The sequence below is a fragment of the Cytobacillus oceanisediminis 2691 genome (assembly GCF_007678455.1).
GTDB lineage: Bacteria > Bacillota > Bacilli > Bacillales > Cytobacillaceae > Mesobacillus > Mesobacillus oceanisediminis_A.
Map to the genome: position 1 here is coordinate 100,078 of NZ_VEEP01000003.1, position 23,403 is coordinate 123,480.

24 protein-coding genes and 1 riboswitch are annotated in these 23,403 nt (G+C 41.0%); of the genes, 3 read left to right on the plus strand and 21 right to left on the minus strand.

Annotated elements, in window-relative coordinates; all coding sequences use genetic code 11:
- Positions 1 to 310 precede the first annotated feature (310 nt).
- The 16 genes from FS736_RS06940 to FS736_RS07015 form a co-directional block, all read right to left on the minus strand.
- Positions 311 to 916, minus strand: a complete 606-nt coding sequence (locus tag FS736_RS06940; protein ID WP_144475659.1) for an FMN-binding negative transcriptional regulator — start codon at positions 914 to 916, stop codon at positions 311 to 313.
- A gap of 180 nt (positions 917 to 1,096) precedes the next feature.
- On the minus strand, positions 1,097 to 1,477 hold the full coding sequence (locus FS736_RS06945) for a VOC family protein (RefSeq protein WP_144475660.1): 381 nt from the start codon (positions 1,475 to 1,477) through the stop codon (positions 1,097 to 1,099).
- A 108-nt stretch (positions 1,478 to 1,585) separates the two neighbouring features.
- Entirely contained in the window at positions 1,586 to 2,194 is a 609-nt protein-coding gene (locus tag FS736_RS06950; protein ID WP_144475661.1) for a histidine phosphatase family protein, read from the minus strand.
- Between the two features lie 3 nt (positions 2,195 to 2,197).
- Positions 2,198 to 2,917 carry an ATP-binding protein gene (locus tag FS736_RS06955; RefSeq protein WP_144475662.1) on the minus strand — a complete coding sequence of 240 codons (720 nt, stop codon included), beginning with the start codon at positions 2,915 to 2,917 and terminating at the stop codon, positions 2,198 to 2,200.
- 34 nt (positions 2,918 to 2,951) lie between these two features.
- Positions 2,952 to 3,434, minus strand: a complete 483-nt coding sequence (locus tag FS736_RS06960; RefSeq protein WP_251541437.1) for an ECF transporter S component — start codon at positions 3,432 to 3,434, stop codon at positions 2,952 to 2,954.
- Positions 3,424 to 4,020, minus strand: a complete 597-nt coding sequence (locus FS736_RS06965; protein WP_144475663.1) for a cob(I)yrinic acid a,c-diamide adenosyltransferase — start codon at positions 4,018 to 4,020, stop codon at positions 3,424 to 3,426. The genes FS736_RS06960 and FS736_RS06965 overlap by 11 nt, the downstream gene beginning before the upstream one ends.
- A gap of 12 nt (positions 4,021 to 4,032) precedes the next feature.
- The gene (locus FS736_RS06970; protein ID WP_144475664.1) at positions 4,033 to 4,461 is read right to left on the minus strand and encodes a bifunctional adenosylcobinamide kinase/adenosylcobinamide-phosphate guanylyltransferase; all 429 of its coding nucleotides are present in this window, start codon (positions 4,459 to 4,461) and stop codon (positions 4,033 to 4,035) included.
- Positions 4,422 to 5,024 (minus strand): histidine phosphatase family protein, encoded by a 603-nt coding sequence (locus tag FS736_RS06975; RefSeq protein ID WP_144475665.1) that lies wholly within the window; start codon positions 5,022 to 5,024, stop codon positions 4,422 to 4,424. Before FS736_RS06975 ends, FS736_RS06970 begins: the two co-directional genes overlap by 40 nt.
- Positions 4,982 to 5,767 carry an adenosylcobinamide-GDP ribazoletransferase gene (gene cobS / locus FS736_RS06980; protein ID WP_144475666.1) on the minus strand — a complete coding sequence of 262 codons (786 nt, stop codon included), beginning with the start codon at positions 5,765 to 5,767 and terminating at the stop codon, positions 4,982 to 4,984. Before cobS ends, FS736_RS06975 begins: the two co-directional genes overlap by 43 nt.
- Positions 5,754 to 7,256: a cobyric acid synthase gene (locus tag FS736_RS06985; protein ID WP_144475667.1), complete on the minus strand. Its 1,503-nt coding sequence runs from the start codon at positions 7,254 to 7,256 to the stop codon at positions 5,754 to 5,756. The genes cobS and FS736_RS06985 overlap by 14 nt, the downstream gene beginning before the upstream one ends.
- Positions 7,253 to 7,834, minus strand: coding sequence for a bifunctional adenosylcobinamide kinase/adenosylcobinamide-phosphate guanylyltransferase (locus tag FS736_RS06990; protein WP_144475668.1), 582 nt, complete (start codon positions 7,832 to 7,834; stop codon positions 7,253 to 7,255). Before FS736_RS06990 ends, FS736_RS06985 begins: the two co-directional genes overlap by 4 nt.
- Positions 7,813 to 8,889 (minus strand): threonine-phosphate decarboxylase CobD, encoded by a 1,077-nt coding sequence (gene cobD / locus FS736_RS06995; RefSeq protein WP_144475669.1) that lies wholly within the window; start codon positions 8,887 to 8,889, stop codon positions 7,813 to 7,815. Before cobD ends, FS736_RS06990 begins: the two co-directional genes overlap by 22 nt.
- Entirely contained in the window at positions 8,846 to 9,829 is a 984-nt protein-coding gene (cbiB, locus tag FS736_RS07000) for an adenosylcobinamide-phosphate synthase CbiB (protein WP_144475670.1), read from the minus strand. Before cbiB ends, cobD begins: the two co-directional genes overlap by 44 nt.
- Positions 9,826 to 10,629 carry an adenosylcobinamide amidohydrolase gene (locus tag FS736_RS07005; protein WP_260983552.1) on the minus strand — a complete coding sequence of 268 codons (804 nt, stop codon included), beginning with the start codon at positions 10,627 to 10,629 and terminating at the stop codon, positions 9,826 to 9,828. Before FS736_RS07005 ends, cbiB begins: the two co-directional genes overlap by 4 nt.
- Positions 10,595 to 11,563 carry an ABC transporter substrate-binding protein gene (locus FS736_RS07010; protein WP_144475671.1) on the minus strand — a complete coding sequence of 323 codons (969 nt, stop codon included), beginning with the start codon at positions 11,561 to 11,563 and terminating at the stop codon, positions 10,595 to 10,597. Before FS736_RS07010 ends, FS736_RS07005 begins: the two co-directional genes overlap by 35 nt.
- Before the next feature lie 175 nt (positions 11,564 to 11,738).
- Positions 11,739 to 11,937, minus strand: a riboswitch (cobalamin riboswitch).
- A 241-nt stretch (positions 11,938 to 12,178) separates the two neighbouring features.
- Positions 12,179 to 13,312, minus strand: a complete 1,134-nt coding sequence (locus FS736_RS07015; protein ID WP_144476058.1) for a DUF2515 family protein — start codon at positions 13,310 to 13,312, stop codon at positions 12,179 to 12,181.
- A gap of 105 nt (positions 13,313 to 13,417) precedes the next feature.
- Here FS736_RS07015 and shc point away from each other — a divergent pair, with 105 nt between their 5' ends.
- Both shc and FS736_RS07025 read left to right on the plus strand, forming a co-directional pair.
- Positions 13,418 to 15,304, plus strand: coding sequence for a squalene--hopene cyclase (gene shc / locus FS736_RS07020; protein ID WP_144475672.1), 1,887 nt, complete (start codon positions 13,418 to 13,420; stop codon positions 15,302 to 15,304).
- A gap of 119 nt (positions 15,305 to 15,423) precedes the next feature.
- Complete coding sequence (locus FS736_RS07025; protein WP_144475673.1) at positions 15,424 to 15,963, plus strand: HXXEE domain-containing protein; 540 nt, start codon at positions 15,424 to 15,426, stop codon at positions 15,961 to 15,963.
- Between the two features lie 167 nt (positions 15,964 to 16,130).
- On the opposite strand, the gene FS736_RS07030 is transcribed toward FS736_RS07025, so the two are convergent.
- The 3 genes from FS736_RS07030 to FS736_RS07040 all read right to left on the minus strand — a co-directional run bounded on the left by FS736_RS07030 (position 16,131) and on the right by FS736_RS07040 (position 18,100).
- Positions 16,131 to 16,910 (minus strand): SDR family oxidoreductase, encoded by a 780-nt coding sequence (locus FS736_RS07030; RefSeq protein WP_144475674.1) that lies wholly within the window; start codon positions 16,908 to 16,910, stop codon positions 16,131 to 16,133.
- Positions 16,911 to 17,039: 129 nt separating this feature from the next.
- Positions 17,040 to 17,555 carry a hypothetical protein gene (locus FS736_RS07035; RefSeq protein ID WP_144475675.1) on the minus strand — a complete coding sequence of 172 codons (516 nt, stop codon included), beginning with the start codon at positions 17,553 to 17,555 and terminating at the stop codon, positions 17,040 to 17,042.
- Positions 17,556 to 17,767: 212 nt separating this feature from the next.
- On the minus strand, positions 17,768 to 18,100 hold the full coding sequence (locus FS736_RS07040; RefSeq protein WP_144475676.1) for a nucleoside triphosphate pyrophosphohydrolase: 333 nt from the start codon (positions 18,098 to 18,100) through the stop codon (positions 17,768 to 17,770).
- 187 nt (positions 18,101 to 18,287) lie between these two features.
- Here FS736_RS07040 and FS736_RS07045 point away from each other — a divergent pair, with 187 nt between their 5' ends.
- Positions 18,288 to 18,524, plus strand: coding sequence for a hypothetical protein (locus FS736_RS07045; protein WP_144475677.1), 237 nt, complete (start codon positions 18,288 to 18,290; stop codon positions 18,522 to 18,524).
- Between the two features lie 61 nt (positions 18,525 to 18,585).
- Here the strand turns inward: FS736_RS07045 and FS736_RS07050 are convergent, their stop codons facing one another.
- Together FS736_RS07050 and FS736_RS07055 are read right to left on the minus strand one after the other, a co-directional pair.
- Positions 18,586 to 21,060, minus strand: a complete 2,475-nt coding sequence (locus FS736_RS07050) for a restriction endonuclease-like protein (RefSeq protein WP_144475678.1) — start codon at positions 21,058 to 21,060, stop codon at positions 18,586 to 18,588.
- Positions 21,032 to 23,320, minus strand: coding sequence for an HI_0552 family protein (locus FS736_RS07055; protein ID WP_144475679.1), 2,289 nt, complete (start codon positions 23,318 to 23,320; stop codon positions 21,032 to 21,034). Before FS736_RS07055 ends, FS736_RS07050 begins: the two co-directional genes overlap by 29 nt.
- Positions 23,321 to 23,403: the final 83 nt, after the last annotated feature.

Consider the following 23,403-nt stretch of genomic DNA (forward strand, 5'->3'; position numbering starts at 1 on the left):
CTTTTAATTAGATTTAAATATATGTATTCATTTCATAGAGGACAATTTTTATGTTATTGTTCGCCTTATTGGACGTTTTAAGGTGTTTATCAACAAATTAATTCCATTCTTATGGTGTCCCGAAATGGTTCGCACCATTAACAGCGATTTTCCAAGTGATATCGACCTTTTGCATTTTTGAACAACTCTTAAGGGTATAGTTACTTATTATTTGTTTTTACACAAACTGTTAAAGACCTTTATGGAAAAATAATAAAAAACAGACAGGATGAGTTCCTGTCTGTTTCAGTTCGATGATAGATAAGTATCCTCACAAGTACTTCTTCATAAGTGAAGCTACTTCTAAATCATTTTGATTCGAAGATTTATCTAAATTCTCAATAATCAACCCTTGCCTTTCCGCTGGATGGTTTTGACTCAGTTTTGCCTTTCCCTCTATTTTAGTAATGTTTATCTTAAACGCAACAATACCTTTACTCATACCTTCAATATATTTGGAGTCAACATTTATCAAATTGTAAGGACTATCTGGCTTTTCATATTTATTGACCATCTCATCCAAACAATCATAAATTACTTTTTCATCTTCAATTAATTCTACATTTCCGTATATATGGATGGACACATAATTCCAGGTTGGTACGGCATCCTTTATTTCATACCAGGAAGGTGAAATATAACAATGAGGACCCTGGAAAACCACGAGAACAGATTGATTCTCTATATCCTTCCACTGACCATTTGGGCGAGCAAAATGTCCATATAACGCATTTTCATCTTTTTTTAGGATCAATGGCAGATGTGTAGCATAATGTTCTCCCAGATGAGTTGAGTATAATGTTGCAAAACTATACTTCTCAATGAACTCACAAATCTTTACTTCATCCTCAATCTTAAAATGTTTGGGTATGTACATAACATATTCTCCCCTTTATTTGTTTTTATTTTCCCTCAGCCTTGATTAGTTATAGTGCGGGCCAGCACACATATGCTCGATCTGATAACCTTACTTTATTGAAAATTACATTAGGAAAAAGAAAAAAGCCACCTGGATTAGGCAGCTCTATCAGTAGCGCTCAACTCATTGATTAGAAAATTACCCTTTTTCCATTACTGCAAAGTAATTCTCTTCATAATCTGCAAAGTTAAAAACTCTGCCAGATGGCATATTAACAATTTCTCCGACTGTAATTCCTTTACCCGATAGGTCCCTGTGTAATTGTTCGAGATTCTCTGTGAAAAACATTAAAGAAGGGGTACCGAGATTTAAACCAGGAGACATCTTAGAAACGAAATCCTTATTGTGCAGAATTAGGCTTGTTTCTGCACCTTTAGTAGGGGCTATTTCAATCCATCTAAATCCCTGATTATTGTTCTCTTCAGCTACAACAGAAAAACCTACTATTTCTGTCCAGAATTTAACTGCCTCATCCTGGTTGTTGACATACAACATTATTTGACCGACTTTGCTTATCATATTTCCCATCCCTTCCTTATTTGAATTTAATCTATTTAATTAATATTCTTTGTTGGAACAAAAAATCCTGCTAACCTTTCTCATTGTTGGGCATCTTTTATTCCCTCATTAGGAACAATGGGAAACACAGGCTTCAAGCAGAAGTTCTTTTCTTCCAGCATCCAGGGTTAAAATCGTTAAGCTGGTTCCATGAATGAATGGCGGGTCCCATAGATGGGTTAAAGTAGAATTACGGCATAGCAAGTATAGAGTTTTAATTACTACGCCATGTGTAACAATCAGGACATTGCCATTCGTCACTGTCTTTTCCAGATCATCTAAAAAACCCGCTAGCCTTTGCTGGACCTGAAAAAATGTCTCCCCTCCAACACTAGTATAGCTATCAGGCTCGTTCCAGTAAGAATGGAATTCATCGGGATACATCGTTTCGATTTCTTCCTCTGTTTTTCCCTGCCACTCCCCTAAATCGATTTCCATTAACCTTTCGTCGGTTACCAAGGGAATTCCCCTTTCTCCTCTTACCAGCCTGGCTGTTTCCAATGTTCTTCCGCTTGGAGACGAAATAATCTGGTTGAACTCTGTATCCTGAAGCCTGGCTCCCAGTAAGCGGGCATCTCCTTTTCCTTTTTCAGTAAGTGAAGAGTCGAGACGGCCCTGGCTTCTTTTTTCTTTATTCCAATCTGTTTCTCCATGTCTGATCACATATAAATTAAGCATTTTTCACCCCGAATAGATTAATTCATGATAATAGCGGCCGGAAATCGATTTCAATTCATCTAGTTTTTCTGTCGGACAAACTGCAACAAAGCAGGTAGATGGACCGGATGATTTCGTTAGTTGGATTGTTGAATCCACATTTTGTTCAGTGAATGGCGTACCGTCAAACAGAGCATTCAGCTCATGAAGGATTCCCCTCGAACCGACTGGAATCGTTACCACGTCTTCGATGGCGCAAACCTCCATAAAAACCGACAATGGCACAACCTGTTCTTCCATTTCCAAAAGCTCTTGCCCGACCAGCGGGGAGCCAATGATAGCTATGCTTGTTCCTGAATGGTATTTCAGCTTATCACTATGTACGTTTGCCCTTCTTTTTCCCAGTACAGTTAGACCAACTGCCGATTGGTTCATCACAAAATTGGTTTCCGTGCTCCCAGTGATTTGGATGTCTAGCTTTCCAAGCTCACTTATTCCTTGTTCAATACCTTCTGAAAGTTCATGCCAGGCTTTATCACCACAGAAGTTCTGGATAACGACCGAAAAAGGTTTTCCAGCCGCACTTATGCACTCCATGACAGCCACCCGGAATAAATAGTAAGCAACCATTTTATATGGTACCTGCACCGCATCATCGTTCTTGATTCCAATACTGCCGCTGTTATCACTGGCTATCACCAGATTTTCCTCTTCTGATAAAGGAATGATTAAAATATCTCTCACTAGCTTTGTCCTCCCTGTACCGTTTTAAGTTGGTTTACGCCTGTGCAAGGCTGCGACCAAACACTCTGGCAATTCTCGGCAAAACGATAAAAGCAAGGATTGTGTTTAAAATGGAACCAAAAAACAGCGATGGAACGATTGCCAGGTAAAAAGACTTTCCCATTAGCAGAATAAACGGCAGCGGTGCGGCGAAGCTGTTGCCCAGAATAAATAGTACGCCTGCTGACCATTGTTTCCCGTTTCTTTTTAACATGCCGAAAAAATAAACCAGCAGGGCCATTTCACATGCAATAAGGAAATGAAATGGACCCAGCGGCATTCCAGAAGCCAGTGCAGAAAGCAAATGGCCAATACCGCCGACTGCTGCTCCTGCAATTCCTCCCAGAACTCCAGCAGCCACAAGGGCAGGCAAGGTATCTAAAGCGACACTCCCTATCACTGCGGGAATCTTGATGAAAGCTCCAACTGCTGAAAGAGCGATGAACATGGCTAACCAGGATCGTTCCCTATTTTTCACCCTGCTTTTCCTCCCTGCGCTTTCCTTCCCTGAACACTTTCGCACTTCTTACATATTCGACATCCTGGAGATTGAGCCTGAAATTAATCACCCTGGCGAGAGCGAAGAAATAATCGGACAATCGATTCAAGAATTGTAAAGCTGTATCTGAAACGTCCGGGTCAGCTTTCAACAATGAAACAACTAATCTTTCAGCCCTTCTTGTGACGGTACGGGCAAGGTGGACCGAAGCTGCAGCAGGAGCTCCTCCAGGCAATATGAATCTCTCAAGCTCTGGAGCTTCCAAAATCAGCTCATCTATTTTCTTTTCCAGGTATTCTATTGATTCCTTTGTCAACTTGAGCTCACGGCTTTTTGTTATATTTGCCAGATCCCCGCCGCAATCGAATAACTCATGCTGGATCTTTTCAAGGTCTTCAAGCACATCAGCAAAAATCTCAGGATTCAGCTGGGTAATAGCCTGGCCAACAAAACAGTTTACTTCATCGACTGTTCCGTATGCCTCTACACGAATATCATCTTTTTCAACCCTGCCTCCGATAATGCTTGTTTTTCCTTTATCGCCTGTTCTCGTATATAGTCTCATATCCATTCCCCTTTATTTTAGTTTCTGATTGAGTCCATACCAGATCACATCAACCCGTTCAGCAGCTGATACAAGATCCTGGTAAACCCATCCTGTTACGTCGCGCCACAATCGATCTTCCGGTGCAATAGGAACGATGCCCTTAGAAATGTCATTTCCAATCAGCACCAGTTTTCGTTCTTGGTCCTTACTTTCCCACTTAATCCACTCTCGGACAAGTGACTGCCATTTTTCCCGGCATGCAGCTGCCGGAATGCTTCGAGTCACTTCTCTAATCCATACTTCGATGCCTTCCAGAACGATGATTTTCTTACCATGAAGTTCTGGGATTTCCTCGCCTTTGTAAGCAGAAATCCAAGTATGTTCCAGGTCATCTAACTGATATTGTTCCCTGACCCATTTTAATTTTCCATTGAAGGCACCTCCTGTAACGAAATGCACTTTTCTCCCCTCCTTAAACCCTCTCTGCTCCAGGTTAATTGATAGCCCTGGCCATAAGGAATGCTCCAATCCCAAAACTCTTTTTCTTCAGTAGCATACCGCGTCAGTAAATAACGGACCACTCCTCCATGAGTGACCAGTGCAGTAGTTGGGATTCGATTTTCAAGTATCCTTTTAGTAATTTCATTCCAGCCTTTTTCTACACGCAGAGTAAAAGCAGAATAAGATTCACCATTTGGAGGAGATACCTTGAAAGGTTCATCCAGCCAATTTTGATACATGATATCGTATTTCAGCTGTTCATATGTTTTTCCTTCCCAGTCACCGAAATTCATTTCCCTGAGCTCAGGTACAATCTCTGGTACATAATTGGGAAAGAGAATCTTAGCTGTTTCCCTGCACCTTCCAAGATCACTGGTAAAAATCCTCTCAAAGCTCACGGGAATCTCAGTTAAAACCTGTCCCGGAACCAAAGTTGAATCCGTCCACCCCAGGTACGCCTGACGTTTATTTTCCAAAGTCATCCCATGGCGAAATAATGCAATAGCCACAATGTCATCCACAGCAAAACCTCCGTCAATTCGACACTGGCTCCAAGCGTATCTCCAGTCATTCCGCCAAACCATTCGATAATTTTTTTCTTAAGGAACAGAACAATGAAAATGACTGCAGTTAAATAGCTGGCCGCGCCAATATATAAGCCGTAAAATAGCAGGATTCCCACAAATCCAAGAAGATATAAAGGGTAAATCCATAACGTTGTTTTTGAAGAAGCATGATAAAATAATGCGCCAAGCCCCTCATTTTTGGCGGGTCTGACAGTAACGAGCAGGGTCCCCATCACAATCCGGGCGAGGAAGGGAATAGCAATTGCTAGCAGATAGGTAGCACTGTGCAGCATGACTGTAATTTCGTAAATAAAGAAAAACTTTGCACTCAAAAGCATAATTACGGACAAGACACCAAACGCCCCTGTCCTTGGATCTTTCATGATTTCTAAACGTTTTTCCTGATCGCGGTAAGAAAAATAGGCATCACTGGAATCGATCCACCCATCAAGATGGATTCCTCCAGTTAAAATAATGTAAGCCAGCCACACTGCAAAGGCTCCCGCTAAATCCGAAAACGGACTCCACTCTACAATCGCAAAGAGAATAGCTGAATAAACGGCACCTTGCAAAAGCCCAAGCAGAGGAAATGTCTGTATTGCTCTCTCAAGATGCTTTTTGTCCATCGGCAATTCAACAGGAATTGGAACCGTTGAGAAGAACTGCAGGTTGATCAGAAGCCCTTTAAACCATTTCATGTCTGCTTCTCCATTGTTCAGATATTTCCTTTAGCTTCTTCCAGTCGAGATGTTTCACAAGATGGCTAGCCAGTTCATCATACTTTTGGTCCTTTTGCCTGCTGATATAGACCGGGTCTTGCACTGGCAGTCCCTTGGCACTTCTGATTGAATTTAGCCAGTGATTTCTCCATTCATCATTGTGGAAAAGATGGTGAAGGTATGTGCCGATGACTCGGCCATCACTCCCATAGAATCCTTCCGCTCTTCCGCCGTCTAATAATAATAGCGGCTGGTGTACTGAAGTCATTTCAGTTTCTCCAAGATGGATTTCGTAACCTGCCACAGAAAGTGCGGTTCCTAACAAGGGATGAATCACTCCTTCTGCCCTGGAGGTTGTTTTTACCCTGGCAAAAGTAGTCTCAGCTGGTATAATACCTAATCCTTCTTCCACGGAAGAAACAGCCCCGGTATCACTGCCGAACGGGTCGATGAGCTTCTCGCCCAGCATTTGATAACCTCCGCAAAGCCCAGCAATAAAACCGCCCTTATCGGCATAATCGCGGAGCCAGCTGTCAATCCCTGCACTTTTAAAGTATTGAAGGTCCTTGATGGTGCTTTTTGTGCCAGGCAGGATGACCGCGTCAGGTACACCTATATCTTCCAGAGAACTGACCCAGCGGACCGAAACATCTTCTTCCAGATAAAAAGGCTCTATATCAGTGTAATTTGAAATATAGGGAGGCTTAATCACTGCAATATCAAGACCTGAGCTGTGTTTACGAGATGGGATTGACAAGGAATCCTCACCATCAATCATATGGTTTTCTAGAAATGGAAGGACACCGAGAACAGGAATCCCTGTCCTGGATTCCAGCCATTTTATTCCGTCTTCAAACAAGGATCGGTCTCCTCGGAATTTATTGATAATCAAGCCTTTTACCCGCGCTTTTTCTTCGGGGGACATAAGCTCCAAAGTGCCGATAATGCTGGCAAAAACCCCGCCCCTGTCAATATCCGCTACCAGTACAGCGGGAACATCGGCGATTTCCGCGACTTTCATGTTAACAAGCTCACGGTCCTTCAAATTAATTTCCACCGGGCTGCCTGCACCCTCCATCACAATCATTTCATACTCTTCGCCAAGCTTTCCAAAAGCGAAAGAAATGGCTTCAAGTCCCCGTTCGTAAAAAGTCTCTCTGTATGCCTTTCCGGATAAGGTATTAGCCACTTCACCAAATAAGATTACTTCAGCATCCTGGTCGGACCTCGGCTTTAGCAGAATAGGGTTCATCCATACCGTCGCCTCTGTCCTTGCTGCCTCTGCCTGGATTCCCTGGGCTCTGCCGATCTCTTTTCCATCAATGGTGACATACGAGTTGTTGGACATATTTTGCGACTTGAACGGTGCCACACGAATACTCTCATTTGCATAGGCCCGGCAGATTGCGGTAGCAATCAGGCTCTTCCCCACATCAGATGCTGTGCCGAGAACGATAATCCCTTTCACGGAGAACCCTCTCCCTTCATTAAAATCGGCAGCCCTGCTTCAACTAAATATGCATAATCCGCCTCTTTTATAAGAGCTTGGTGGATTTGGCCAAGGACCTGAGCATAAGTGAAGACAAGCCGACCATCGCCTATTGCTTCCCCTAAGACCTCATTACTGACAACGATAAATGCCCTTGCCTGTTGAGCTACTTGCCTCAGTTCATTCATGACCTTTGTAACAATCATTTTCGGGAAGTCAGCTTTTTCCCACTGCCCATCTTCATAAAAAAATTCATTATTCAAAAGTGTGGTTAGACAATCCAGCAGGACAATATCATTTTTAGTCAGAAGTGTTGAAAGCGGAGATAGATTTTTGGGGATTTCCCATGTTCTCCATTTCAGCCCGCTGAGTTCACGGTCCTGTTGATGCCGCATGATTCTCTCTCTCATTTCCACATCAACTGGCTGCCCTGCAGCGATGTAGTGCAGCTGTCCAGAATATTCTGCTTTCATTCTTCCTGCAAGGATTTCGGCAAAACGGCTTTTGCCGCTGCGAACACCACCGCTGATAAAAATCAAAGACGACTGTCCAGCCATTTTTCCACCTCCCCCATCAATTTGTCGTTGGCTTCAGGGCCCTTGATAGCAAAACGCAGCCATTTTCCTTCAAGTCCGGGAAAGTTCACAGTATGTCTTGGGATCATTCCTTTCTGAAGCAGGTATTGCAGGAAGGAATGCTGGTCATCAAGGGATGTATCCTTTAGGAGATAAAAATTCACTCTGGATGAAGAAACAAGTAGGCCCTGTTTTTGATAAAAATGGAAAAGCCGTGTTCTTTCCTTTTCGACTAAGGCTATCGTTTCTTTTATGTATGCTTCACTATCGAGGCACCATTCACCCGCCATCAAGGCAATCGCATTTGTGCTCCAGTGCGGCTGGAATGCTGCTATCTTCTTAATGACAGCTGGATCTGCAAGCAAGTAGCCAAGCCTCAGGCCAGGTATTGCAAACATTTTTGTCATCGAACGGATGATGAGCAGATTAGGATATTCCTTTATGTCAAGTGTGATAGATTCGTATTCTGCGAGGAAGTCGTAAAACGCCTCATCTACAATCAACATGCATTGATGCCTCCTGCATTCCTCCAGCAAATAAAGGATAATGGACCTTGAATAATACACTCCAGTTGGATTATTGGGATTGCAAAGAAATAAAGCATCAGCGCTCTTTAGCTTTTCATTTAAACCATCATCCGTCCATTCCCATCCAACTGCTAGCTGGTGGTATTCTACATGGCAGCCACTTACCCTGCAAGCTTCTTCATATTCCGAAAAAGCAGGCTGGACAATTACCGCACGCTTACCAGCAAGCATCCTGCCAATCAGTGAAATGATTTCAGCACCACCATTCCCAAGCAGGACATGGCTTTCCTGCAATCCTTCCCTTTTTGCAATCTTACTTTTCAAAATCGTTCCTTGTGGATCCGGATATTCCATAACAGACTCAAGAAGCCGCAACCAATTCTCTTTTAACACAGGAGGCGGACCCAGCGGATTAATGTTGGCGCTGAAATCCAGCTTTTCGTTCGGAACCGGCAGATTCATCGCTTCAAATAAATAGTGTGGATTGGCACCATGAGATGGCCACTTCAACAAGAATCCCCCCGAGCCACAGCACTGCTAGAAAAAGCGGAACAGTAGCTGTTACGATTTTATTTACTGCTAAAATATGATTTTTCTCTAATATAACAAGTGCTTCACCCATCTTAGCGCGTTCTGAAATAATCCCTTTATAATAATTGGTGCCTCCGAGCTGTACTCCCAATATGGCTGCCACCGCTGCCTCTCCCCAGCCGCTGTTTGGGCTCGGGTGCTTCTTGGCATCGCGCCTGACCATTTTCCAGGCAGCAATTCTTGTGTTGTAAAGCGGGCGGTTCATCGTGACCATACAAAGTGAGGTAATCCTGCTAGGCACCCAGTTCGCCAAATCATCAAGTTTCGCTGATGCCCAGCCAAAATCTAGATACCTTTCGTTTTTATAGCCCACCATCGAATCACAGGTATTAATTGCCCGATACAATAGCGCAAGCGGAGCACCGCCGAGCATCGCCCAGAAAAGCGGGGCTGTAATGCCATCGCTCGTGTTTTCGGCAACCGTCTCGACAGCAGCCCGGACAATTTCTGGTTCTTCAAGCTGCTCTGTATCACGGCCAACAATCCAGGATAGCTTATGCCTCGACTCTTCCAAAGCATTGTCTGCGAGTGGATAATAGACCGATAATCCAGCTTCCTTCAGGCTCTTTTGGGCAATTGCACTCGAAATCATCACAGCTTCCATAAGGATTCCTGCTAAAGGATGCAGGAAGTAAAAGAATGATGTAAGCAGAACACTGATGCTTCCGACAATCAGCAGGACGGCAGCGACCATTGCTGTTCCTTTGGCTTTTCTGCCGCTGCCTTTATTCATCCTTCTATCTAATTTGTAAATAAGCGTTCCCATCCATTTCACCGGATGCGGCCACTTTGGCGGATCACCAATAAACCAATCAAGAATGACAGCCAGCGTGACGGCTATAAGGTGGTTCATGATCATATTCTCACCCTTTTCTTGCTGTTCCTGATTGCTTCAACTGTACATTCATACACTCCCCTGCCAATGATTTGTCCAAGGGGAGTAATCGTGCCGGCGTAATCAAGCTTTTGCCCCTGCTGTGTTGAGGCAACCAGGATGCTGTCAGTGGATGTCCCTGTTGCCACTGACCCTGACAGCTTATCCCTTATTTTCAGATCGTGAAGCGCCTTTGTCTTCCCTTCAGTAGCTGTCATGATACTCTGGATGAAAGCTTCCTCAGTCAGTTCCCCACTGACGAATATCCAAATATTTATCGTTCCAGGCGACATATCAAAGGAGTAATACTGACTGCTTTTCGACGCGTCCACCGCATTTCCAACACCTGCCGTAACAACGATAAAGACTGAAAATCCTTCTTCCTGATAGTTCTTATAGGATACATCATCTAGCATCACTGCCGTCATCATCCCGACTGTATCTTCAGGCTGTAATCCCTGCTCCTTCAAATATTGGATCATTTCCTCCCTATGGTCGCTGCAGTCATACCCTTTGTCCACATGCCGGTTCATAAAGGTGTTGTAATAGCCGGTTCCCGCTCCGACAACTCCGGAAGAAATCGTTCTTAATGGGATTGGAGAATTCAAGACAATGAAATCTCGGTTCAACTTAAGATGATTTTCTCTTATATTTACTTGTGTTGGTTCATCTGAGCCACATACTGGACTCAAGCCTATTTCCTGTGCAGCAGCCATTGACTGCGCCTGTTTTTTTGTGCTCGTCTGTAAATTATTTGAAAACATCCGGGTAAATAGCTTTGGCAAGCTCCTCTACTCCTTCTGTCAGTCTCGGCCCAGTTCTTGTCACCTTATCGGAATGAACATCAACCACACGGTTTTCCTTTACAGCGGTAATCTTGTCCCAGCCTTTCCGGCTTATCACATTTTTCACCGGCTCATTCGTATAGTATCCATGAGTCGTGATGATCACTTCCGGATTGCTTTTAATGATGGCCTCTGGGTCTAGCTTTGGCCAACCTTCTTCTTTTACAGTGTTTTCCGCATTGATGATTTGCAGCATTTCGTCAATGAAGGTATTTTTGCCAGCTGCATATATTTCTGGCGTTGGTGATACTTCAACAAATACCGACTTTCTGTCTTCTTCTTTGATTTCCTTTGCTTGTGTTTTGATTTCTTCAATCTTTTTCTTCATGTCTGCAATCAAAGTATCGGCCTTTTCCTGTTCACCTGAGGCAGTACCAATCATGCTGATCGATTCATAGACTGCATCGAATGTCGTTGCGTCGTTGACTACCAGGACAGTGATTCCGGCATCCTTAAGCTGCTGGAGGCCAGCACCAGACGTATGTGCACCTGAAGCATGTGCAAGGACCAGATCTGGCTTTAAAGAAATGATTTTCTCAACATTAAATTCCATTCCGCCAATTTTCTCTTTCTCGGCCACTTCTTCAGGGAAATTATCAAAATCAGAAACTCCAATAATTTGATCATCAAGACCTAACCCGTATGCAATTTCTGTATTGCTTGGAATCAGGGAAACAATTTTTTCAGGCTTCGATTCGATTGTGACTTCTTGTCCAGTTCCATCCTTTATGCTCACTGGGAACTTTGCTTCTTCCTGTTGGACCGTTTCAGTTTTATTTGGCTTTTCCGCGTTCGACTGCTCAGCATTGCCACACCCTGCCAATGCGCCAATTGTTAATAATAGTGCGAATAAAAATGCATTCAATTTCTTCATCTGTCATTCCTCCGAATTATCTTCTCAATTTTTTTCAAAACAAACTTTTTGCACAACAAAAAAAATCGGTCTATAAAACTAAAAAAACACCTCCATTTTACTCATGGAGATGTTTGTATCGGTTCCTCTAATAAAAAGCCAGAATCGTTCCCAAACACCTCCTATCCTCGTAGGTTGTGAAGCGAAGAATCAGGCAGGTCTCCTGGCTTCTGGTCATTGCTATCAAGCGCCTTCCCATACAAACAGTACAGTGGCATAAAGCTTGAAGCTCCCAGTTACAGTGGCGGGACCGCGTTGGAATTTCACCAACTTCCCTATTAAGTCTCTAAACTACTCAAATTCGTCTAGCAGACACCAGATTCTTTATGTATTAAATTTTCCGCTGTTTTCAATTATACACAATTCGTGTCGAAAAAAGTGTGAATTTGGATAAATTATCTAAAATTTAATTTTTAATGAGGGTCAAAAGCAGTAGAAACATTAAAAAGATACCATTAATAACAGCTATAATGAACTGATCGTTTCAACAAATAAAAAATCAAAAGACATCAATATAGCCTTTTGATTTTAAAGTTATGAATATGCTAATATTGTTTAGAATCTGCTCATGTTTAATTATTCTTCTCTCAATAGAATAGCTTCCTTCGCCATAACGGCAAGTTCAATTTTTTCGATGGTTTTGCAATAATTAGTTAAAATTTCTCCATCCAAACTGACTTCCTTATGAAAATAATCGAGGACATGCCAATCCTTAAACCAATCCCCGCTCTCTGCCTCTTCATGAGGGATATCCGGCCATGCGTATTTCAAGGGCGGGCTGTATAACCGCTCGGCACCCTTTCTCAACTCGCAATTCTTGACCCGACGCTTATAAAGGGACCGGGGGAAAAATTCATTTATATCATTAAACAAATGAGGCCAATAATCTTTCCTTGAGCCTGTGTGAGGATGTTCTTGGGCCCATTTCAAGACCCCAGCCAGAATTCTTTCTTGCTGAAAAAGAAGCGAATACAACTTTTTTCCGAATAAAATTCTCTCGTGGAGCGAAGTGAAGTAGCGTAAGGTGCCACCAGTAAGGGAAGCTTTCTCCTTTTTCTCCCCGGCAGAACAGGGAAAAATGATATTGTTGAAATTCAAAAAATCGTACATTTTAAAGCTGACCGTACCTGTAACGATTTTTTTATAATGCTGATTTTGAATCAATCTTTTTTCCAGATAGCTTTGTTCATTGATCACCATCGCAAACGCCAATGCTGCTTGATCACCACTGTTCCAAAAATAACGCCACATCGTTTCCATGTAGGTGGAAACATGAAAATAACGTAAAAGATGGAACATTTCCTTTCTGCCTCTCACACTCAGGTCATAGATCAAAAATTGAGGATACACATCTTGAAATATCAACCAGCTGCCGCGCTCCAAAAAGGAAAAAAAGTCTTTCTGATTCTTATCAGATAAAAGCTTTGTCAGCAACTCCCCTTTTAAATCCGTCATGTTCCATCCGACGTTTCGCGATACCATATGTCCGAGAAATGCCCAATGTATTTCAGGGTGCTGAAGATAAAAATCAAAATACGCTTGCGTCCGTGTTACATTGTTTTGATTGAGTTGTCTGGTCTGCTCTTTTATAAAATAAATCCATCGTTTATCTTTTTCTGAAAAATCAGGCAGATGACCGAAAGCTTTCTTTTTCGCCTTTTTCTTTAATTCTTTTTTTACATCTGAGAAAGAGTTCAGCAAGAACGGCATCATCCTTCATGGGAGTTCATTTTTAGTGGTTCAGTCAAGAATGCATATTCATTTTTCACAAGGAATATGAATACAAAGATGAATATTCGGGAGAGGATGGGTTAAATGAGGCATCGGGTATATAAGGAAATGAACAGAATTGCTGATCAATTGATCCAGGACCAATCAGACAACGGTGCCTGGCATTATCCTTTCGAGACTGGAATCCAAACGGACTGCAGTATGATTATCTTATTACGGACATTGGAGATAAATGATGAAGATTTCATAAAAGAATTGGTGGATCGGATCGCAGGAGAACAGCAGGCAGATGGGTCATGGAAGCTGTTTCACGACCAGGAAAAAGGTGATATGACATCCACTGTGGAAGCTTATTATGCCCTCCTTTATTCTGGTTACAGGGTTAAAAAAGACAAGGATATACAGGCCGCCAGGAAGTTTATTTTGGCCAACGGAGGTGCCTCGGAAGTCCATTTATTTTTAAAAATCATGCTTGCCCTGACAGGACATTGTGAGTGGCCCCACCTCCCCATTAATATTGAAGTGATGCTTATACCAGACACCTTCCCAATCAATCTTTTTGACCTCTCCGTATACGGAAGAGCCAACCTTATCCCTTTTTTGATACTCGCCAATACGAATTTCCGTAAGCGAACACCACGATCGCCCGATCTCTCCGATTTATTTCAAAACAAAGAAGTTCGTTTTTTAACAGAAGATCAAGAAGAAGATGCGCGCTCGCTCATCAATTGGATTAAACAAGGGATTAAGGGATTGAAATCCCATGGAAACCTTCGCGAGTTGGCATTATATCGTGCCGAAAAGTATATGCTGGACCGAATCGAACCCGACGGCACCTTCTTGAATTATTTCAGCTGTACTACACTAATGATTTTTGCCTTAATGGCTAGAGGCTATCATAGTACACATCCAGTTATTAGTCGTGCTGTTCAAGGGTTGAAAGCAATGGCCACACGGATTGACGGAAAACTCCACTGCCAGTACACAACGGCTACGGTCTGGAATACAACCTTGATTAATTATGCTCTGCAAGAATCCGGTATTACCTATTCATCGAACACTGTTCAAAAGGCAATTGAATACATCCTCTCCCGTCAGCATCTCAAATACGGGGATTGGGCCATTCATGCACCAGACCTGTTACCAGGAGGCTGGGGATTTGCGGACTTGAACACGTTCCACCCGGATATTGACGATACAACCGCTGCACTGAGGGCAATTCGTACTTTGGCCACAGAAAAAGTGGATTACAGGCATGCATGGGATCGTGGAGTAAACTGGCTGACTTCCATGCAAAACAATGATGGAGGCTGGGCGGCGTTTGAAAAAGATGTGGATAAAAAAATATTGACCTTGTTACCAATCGAGGGTGGAAAAGATTTATTGATCGAACCGTCCACGGTTGATTTAACGGGAAGGACGTTGGAGTTTTTCGGCAACTATACCAATCTGGATTTTCACCATCCTATGATTAAAGATGGCATTCGCTGGCTGTTGCGGCAGCAAAATTCAGATGGCTCCTGGGTGGGGCGTTGGGGTGTGTATATTTATGGTACGTGGGCGGCTGTAACGGGAATGATTGCAGTTGGGGTTTCTCCAAAGCATCCAGCCATTCATAAGGCATTAACCTGGCTTCGGTCAAACCAGAATCCCGATGGCGGGTGGGGAGAATCGTGTAAAAGTGATATCAAAAATCGTTATGTGCCTCTTGGCGAAAGTACCCGCCCTCATACCGCCTGGGCTCTTGACACACTGATTTCGGCGGCCACTGAAGTTACGCCTGAAATTGAAAACGGTGCAGCTTTTTTAGTGGGTAGGAAGGAAAAAGAATGGACGACGACCTACCCAAAAGGAAGAGGTATGGCAGGCTCTTTTTATATCAATTACCATTGTTATGAATATGTTTTTCCATTGCTTGCCCTGGCCCATTATCAAAAATTAGCTGGCGGACAGCTCCTATATGGTGATTAATACAACAATGGTTGTGCTTTCTAGACCTCTCTTGTTTGGCCTTTGGCATAATATTAAATCCTGTCCCATAAAATGCACAATAAACGACAGTTCTGGAACCACAAGGAGGTAGACTTAAGATGCTAGCGGAGCTCCACCAATTTTTAGATTTGAAAACACTAATCTGGTTGTTTCCCATCATTTTCATTTTTCATGATCTAGAAGAAATCATAACCATTGAATCTTCCATGGATACTAACAAATATCCGAAAACCAACTTCGTAGAGATGACATTAAGAATGAGGCAAAAACTAGGTTCCTCCGCTGCCCAGCTTGCTGTTTCAGCGACATGGATCTTACTGATTATCTCCTTCACTGCAGTGATGACCGCTAAGTTTGCATCTAGCGGAGAAGGTTTTCTTATGTTTACAGCCATTCTTAATTTATTTGTTTTGCAGGCATCCATGCATATTGTTCAAAGCATTAAGTTCAGGGCCTATACACCTGGGATCATAACGGCCCTTTTTCTTCTTATCCCTTACTGCCTCGTTACCTACTATTTTTCAGCCGAATCCGGACTGTTGGAATGGCAATTGATCTTCACCAGTCTTCCGGTTAGTTTAGTCATGATTATGGTTTTCCTGGTTGGGAATCTTTTAGGGCGGTATTTTATTCGATGACTGGTTTTGGACTTTTTTTAAAAGTCACTTGAGCGGCCAACTAGGCCAGATTGATGGAAGCCGATGAGCACACCATGCATTCAATAAAAACATAAAGTAACCTGATTCCTTCGTGTTCAGAAAGAAATCAGGTTTATTATTTTCCATAATAGCATTCTAGAATTAAATTATTTCCCCAAAAATCCACCCTCAGATTTTATCGTTTGGCCAGTAATCCAGCCAGAATCATCACTGGCTAGGAACGTTATTAACCGAGCAGCATCTTCAGGTACACCTATTCGACCTGTTGGAAACAGTGGCAACAGCTGTTCTCTCAATTCATCATTTATCCAACCAGAATCAGTGGGACCAGGATCGACACAATTCACAGTGATTCCGATGGGCGCTAATCCAACTGATAAAGGTTCGGTTATGGCGATCATCATGCCTTTAGTTGCTATGTAGGCAAGATTGTTTGGATCCGGCCCTTTAGATACCATATTAATGATTCGGCCATCTTTCCCCGCAGGAAATGCCTTTTCATACCTTTTGGCAAATTCCATAGACAGCATTATAGTCCCACTGTTATTCACTTTGTAATGCATGTCCAGATTCTCTCTATTCAAAGTACGAAAATTCGCAGGCGATTCAAACGTAGCATTGTTCACTAATATATTCGGTGTCCCCAACGTTTCTTCAACCCGGTCCATGATAAGACCAGGTGATTCAATGCTACTCAAGTCAACCTCCATATGAGTAACATTAACTCCTACATTCTTCAACTCTTCACATAACATATTTGGAAAATCTTTATCTGTTCCATTACCGCTAACCTCATCAAATGCAGACCAATGTGTAAAAAATACATCTGACCCAGCATTCGCAAGTGAGCGACAAATCGCTGCCCCTATTCCCTTTGAACGGCTTGCGCCAGTGACTATGGCAAGTTTTCCTTTTAGGTTGGTCATTTTTATCATCCTTCGAACAGAGTGACGTATCTAATGCTTGTTCTCAAACCCATTGCTAGTAATCTTAAAAACTTAGCGAATTATAAAACATGAAAATATAAAATGCTTAGTTATCGAATTTCTTCACCTTTAACTAAGCCTTTTCTTTTTACGTTTCTTTTGGTTTTTGTCACTGGGTGGAGGAATTACAGGTATTAATGTGTCCTCCTTTACCAGTAAAGTCTCTTTCTTTTTAAAATACCACTTGATAAATCTTTGATAGGCAGGACTTACAACAAAGATAAAGACGAGGATTAGAACAGCTCCAATAATTACTTCATGAATCCATCCGTTATTCTCGAATTTAAACAGCAAAAGAAAAGTCGGGATCATAGCCAGCATGGCATGCAAAACAGGATATCCCATAAAGCCAAAAGTCAAACAAAAGCCAATTACATCAAGGACGATTTCTCTGTTGATTAAAAATGAAACAACCACGATCAGAATGCTCACCAGCGACCATATTAAGTTATTTACATTTTCAGGCATTCCAGGTTGAATGATGAATCCTGATATCGCTGAAACGAAATTGAATAAGAATCCCATTAACCAGCCAAATACAAATATGTAGCCTACACCTTTAAAAACATTTTTTAGAAAAGCCATTCCACTTCTCCCCAAGACACATTAATATATTGATATATAAGGATAACAACAGTAATTTAGATTGACGCTTTCCTAATAAACAGCTTAATCGTGAAAAAAATACCGAATATATTCATTCCTACCTTCAACCCACTCAATGAATTGGTATTGTTTTTCTTATACCAATCGTTCCGTAGAAAGTACTCTAAATTGTTGATTATCACTTATCTTTACTAACCCTCAACATCAATCAAATAGATTCTATCCCTAAACCTGCCCCTAAGCTCAGCTTTACGTTGACGAATCTCCTCAATCTGATCAAATGTATACCCATGTACTTCTGCTAATGAATGCATTACTTCTAATAAATCCGCCAGTTCTTCAGCTGCTTCAAGACTGCAGTTACTCTGAGCGTATTCATTTAGTTCTTCAAATGCTTTATTCTTCAGCTCTTTGATATATTCCTCATGTTGTAGTTTTCTTGTGTTAAATGATTTTCCCGCCCGATGAATGATTTCAGGTATTCGGTCTCGGACTAACTTGTTATACTCCTTTGATTTACCCATACTTAGACCATTAACCCCCTCATAACATTTAAATGAATACTTCTACCTCTTAAGTTTCCCGGCAAATCAATTTTTTCCTCAGTAAAAGATGCCATGTCTTTTTTCCTCTATTTAGAATATACTTTAGTTAAATTATACCATTTAGCTATTCTAAGTGATATATTCATAGAAAAAGGGAGTGTTATTTATGGCTATAAAGATGTTTGCTGAAATCCTGAAATATCCATATGTGATCGTTTATGACAGTGCTACCGGAAACAAGCTTCATAAGACAAGCTGCTCCTATATCACAAAAAAGAATTTTGATATGAAAGTGATTATTAATAAGGAGAAGAACGGTTACTATCATCCTCTGGAACATCTTGAAGAGCTGAACGATACATCCGTTAAACCTTGTAAAGTGTGCAAACCAATCCATGAATAAAACGCACTATAAGTTTCAAGTAACACAAAAAGGCAGACCCATTAGTCTGCCGTTGATCAATCTATTTTTGAAGCATCTCCATCAATTTCTTAAAAACCCCTGTAGGATTTTTCTCTAATTGGTCAATCGAAACTTCTTCTTCTGAGCTTTTTTGAATAAATCGGATTTTTCTCTCCTGCTTATCCATGATCACTTTTATATCTTTAATCTTATACTCTGATATTCCAGAAGCACGATCAAGATTCTCGTGGTCCAGATCAACCCTAATTTGATCAGAGACCCTTCTAAGCATTCGCCAGATGGTCATCTCTTGCTTAGACTTCATAAATAATTCAGGAAGTTCCTCCGCTTCCTTTAGAGCATTTAAGGTCGTCATCACATAGCTTGATATACCATAATTAACGGGCCTTACTTTCTGCTTCAACTTGGACCACGCAGCGACATGAAAACGCATATATTCATCTGTACCAACATGATAAGGCCTGACATCTTTAATCTTTGCATAAAGCTGTACGCCATTATCAGTGTTCAAGCTATTTTTTACATATAAAGCTATATACTCAGCTTCTTGCCAGCCTTTCCTCAATTGCTTTACAGGTATTTGATAATAGTCTTCCTTGATGAATTGATCATAACTCTCTTGATTGGAAACAAGTCCCACCATCACCATTTGATCCAGGCTTGATTTCCATTCTTCATGTGCTCCCCTTGGCAGGATGCCCTCTCTTTGAATTTCCTCAGGACTTTTATCAATCAATCTTTCTACAAACCGTTCAACCATATTCGTGGCATTCGGAAGGAAAGGCAGCCCGCCAATATTCACTTTATCGATACTCTTGTAAAAATGATGCTCTTCATAGACGGTTTCGTCAAACCACGGAAATAAGACATAAGCTCCAAAAGCGGTTCTCTCAAATGGCCCCCCACTTGTCGCAACAATTGAATCCCTATAGCGGTGCATTGTATTAATATCATCTTCCATCGGGCCGGGTGTCTTATATCGTTTCTGATAATAGCTTTCTTCCTGAGCATAATCAATTCGGTACTTAGCATCAAAAATATAATGGTATTTGTAACCCTTTCCCTTTTTCTCAATGCTCAGCATCGTATCTGGTATTTGCGAAACAGTTGGCAAGCTAGTCTCCCGTTTTTGATACGCTAAAATGATTTCTTCATTTGTGACAGGATGTCTGAATATTCTCCTGGCTGTTTTATTTGCTTCCAGATTTACAAACAAACCTTCCCTGTTAACCTGAACTATATCCTGGCTGATAAGCTTATACTTTCGGTTAAGAATCTGTCCAAGCTTCAAGAAAGTCCAATATTCATAGAGAGTGGCGACGTCCTTCACCGACATTCGGTACAGCTTCCCCTGCAGCATCAATCCTTTTGATACGGTTAAATAGATTTGAAAAGCATCTCGGTAACCAGGTGCCATTTGCAGAACAAGACTCATTACTGATCGGTCCAGCTTGCCAATAGACTTCCAAAAAGGACTGCTCAGCTTCGACTTTAACTGTTTGGACTTCGATTCAATTTTCTTAACTAAGTCATAATCTGGCTTCTCTCTGGTCCATCTGTTCTTGCTCACTATAGAGTCCAACAAATCATCCAGCTTTTGTTTGATCCGCTCAATCATCCACTTAACATAGCGGTTCTCCAAAGTATCATATGTAAGCTCTTTTTTGATTTTCAACCCTTCTGATGGCATGACTGTCCTGCCATGAACACTAATCCCTTTTGATACATCGACAAAAACGTTTGCACGCTTCCGCAAAAAATTCCTGCTGACAGAGTCTTGCTTCCTGAGCTGGTCCCCGCGTGCTTTTTCATATGTTTTCTCCAATTTATGATGGGGTTGAAATTCGATTCTAGCAACTGCTTGAAGAAATTGATGAAAATGCTCACTAATCAGCCGGTAGAATTCCGCTTTCGACGGATTTCCCTCCAGCCTTAACCTGGCACCCCAATAGGTTTTTCGGATAAAATGAAAAGCCAAGTTATAGATTTCATCATTCACTTCCTCTAAAAGCTTTTGATAATCCTTTTTATAATCAAGTTTTACAGGAAATATCTCCAGCGTGACTTCAAGGATTGTCTTACCATCTGCCCTAATCTCAAACGTTGTAAATCCAACATCATTTTGAAACTGCAGATTCCCCATTAAAATAGATTGGTGGCCAATGGGTACCGGTGTGACTGCTTGTCTGATAAGAGGATATTCGTGATAAAAAGTGAACTCACGATCATCCTTCGGAACGACGATCAGCTGATAGACCCCATTTTCAAAAAAGATTGGCCTTTGCTCGGAGGGGGTTACTAACTCCTGATTGGCTATATCATAAACTTTGATTACCTGAATGCCATCTCCACTCACAGTGAAATCCATCACATCATGACGGTCCATAGCCTTATACTGCCGTAACCCCTCATACCGCTCATGATAAGGTTTTCCCTTTATCACTAATGAAAGATTCTCAGTTTCTATTTTTACTAATTCAACATCATCACGAGATCCAGAAGGAAGTAAAGCCATCGTTTCTTAACCTCCCAAGCATTTCAGCAACCTTAGCTGCGCTTCGCGGATACCTGGCATTTTGAATGTCTATTTGGCCATTCTGATCCTCTTCATAATCTCGATTCGTAAAATGACTAAAGAGTCCCCTCAACATTTGTTCCACTCTTGTGTCGCTGCCTGCAATTCGAGGGAGGATCTTCTGCAAAATGCAGTGGTCAAATGCATTTTCAAACTTCATTAGATTTGATTCTTCATTGTAAACCAGATAAAAACAGATCTCATCCCGGACACGGTACCCAACATGGGCATTAATCAACTGAAGCGATTCATTGATCCTAACCAGTTCATCCGTAGCCTTGGCCACTATTTCTTTCTTTTCTTTATATACATCTTTCAAATGAAGATACTTAGAAGCAAAACGATCTTGACCGATGACTTTCGGCTCCACTTCTTCAAGCTCAGTTAAAAAGGCCAGGTTACCAAGATTAACACGATTGAACTCAATCGTATTTGCCCGATCCAATACCTTTTTGCTGAATGGATGTGTCGTTTCATCCATATTAACCGTTCCGATAATATAAAGATTGTTTGGAAGAGTAACGTCCTCTCCATAAACATCACTTGAGAGAAGAGTAGAAGAAACAACCTCACCATTCTCCCACTTGCGACTTTCCATCACACTTAAAATATCACTAAAATAATACTCAACACGTGCCAGATTCATCTCATCGAGAAGAACAAAATAAGGCAACTCAGGATTTTGGTGAGCGTTCTTGATTACCTTAGTTAACGGCCCCTCTTTAAACTCACCCTGTATGTCAACATATCCTAGTAAATCAGATCCATCATTCCAGTCTGGGCGGATTGGTATTAATTTAAATTGTCCATTACTATCTGTCGCTCCTACGCTTTCAGCGAACCATTTAATAATCATCGTCTTGCCTGTTCCTGAGATTCCAGAAAGAATAACAAATGGCTTAGTTTTCAATGACAAAAATAAATTAACTATTTCCTCATGTTCAAAATAAAATCCCTTCGATTTAATGTAATTATCTATATGATCAATAATCTCTCTTGTTGATATATTAGGAAGCTTATCTTCTCTTATTTTTTTAGGAAGTTCTTCGTTAATTAATCCTTTACAAAAATCATAACCATTAAATGATAATTCAAAAATAGTTGATGAACCCATTACTGGGCTTCCTAGTACACCAATATCTTTTATAAAGTTCACTCCCTGATAAGTGATGGGAGTATCTAATGTTTTTAACCACTTTACACCTATTCTTTGTCTCCAATTCGCACCCATAGCTTGTATAAACTTTTCATCATCGCCTTCCTCGAAGAAAGGTCTGTCTACTATTCCGTAACCAAGTAAACCTTTGTTACCTGTATAAGCTACGATTTTATCTCCCTCAGAGATTTCTTTTATGATGTTTAAGTTTTTTGTGACAGAAGCCCTGGATTCTCTTCCATATTCGTATTGCATAGCAGCAACACCTAGAATTGTTGATTGTTTCCAGACATTTGGTTCTTTTGAATAGTAAACATTGAATAACCAGAATCTAGAATCCTGACTTTCATCATCCTCTGTATATTTAAGGTCATTAAAAGAACTTGTTAAAACTTGTTTATATAGCCAATTTAACTTTGAAGCAATGTCCCCCATTTCATAAATTACTGAATCGTTACTTAGAACTGAATTTTTATCAAATATCTTTCCGATTCTTACCCAAGATTTATCATCTTGATTTAAAGCCTCTTGTATACTTAACCTTATTTCTTTGTTGTCTAAAAGATCTTTTAAAGTCCGGTAAGAACGGAAGTCTTCATCTTTTTCATGATTCATCCAAACTCTATATTCAGATGGGTTAATATCATTTTCTTGCACCCAATTAGAAACAAAAGCTATCCAACCATTATGTTTTTTTCGTTCTTGTATCAATGGTTCATTTTTATATCCATGCCATTCAAGATAAATTCTCAAATTATCTTTACTAATCATGGCAGCAATACACGATGGATTATTTAGGTGGTTTTTATCTTTAATTCGTGACCAAAATCTTCTTCGTAGATTCCCACTGTTTTGCCAATGTTCAGTATTTTCGACAACTAAGTTGTTTTTCCGAGAGGATTCAACCACTTGACTAACAATTTCTTTCCATCTGTTCCATGCTAATACATATTCATTTTTTACTCTAGGGGCATCTTCCGCTTCTATTCTATAAACAAAATTATTCCTTTCAAAAACTTCAAATAAAAAGTTTTCTATTCGCATTTAACATTATCACCCTATCTTTTTTAGGAATAAATAATTTTTAATTTGATTATATATTACCATATATTTCATATTATTGTATT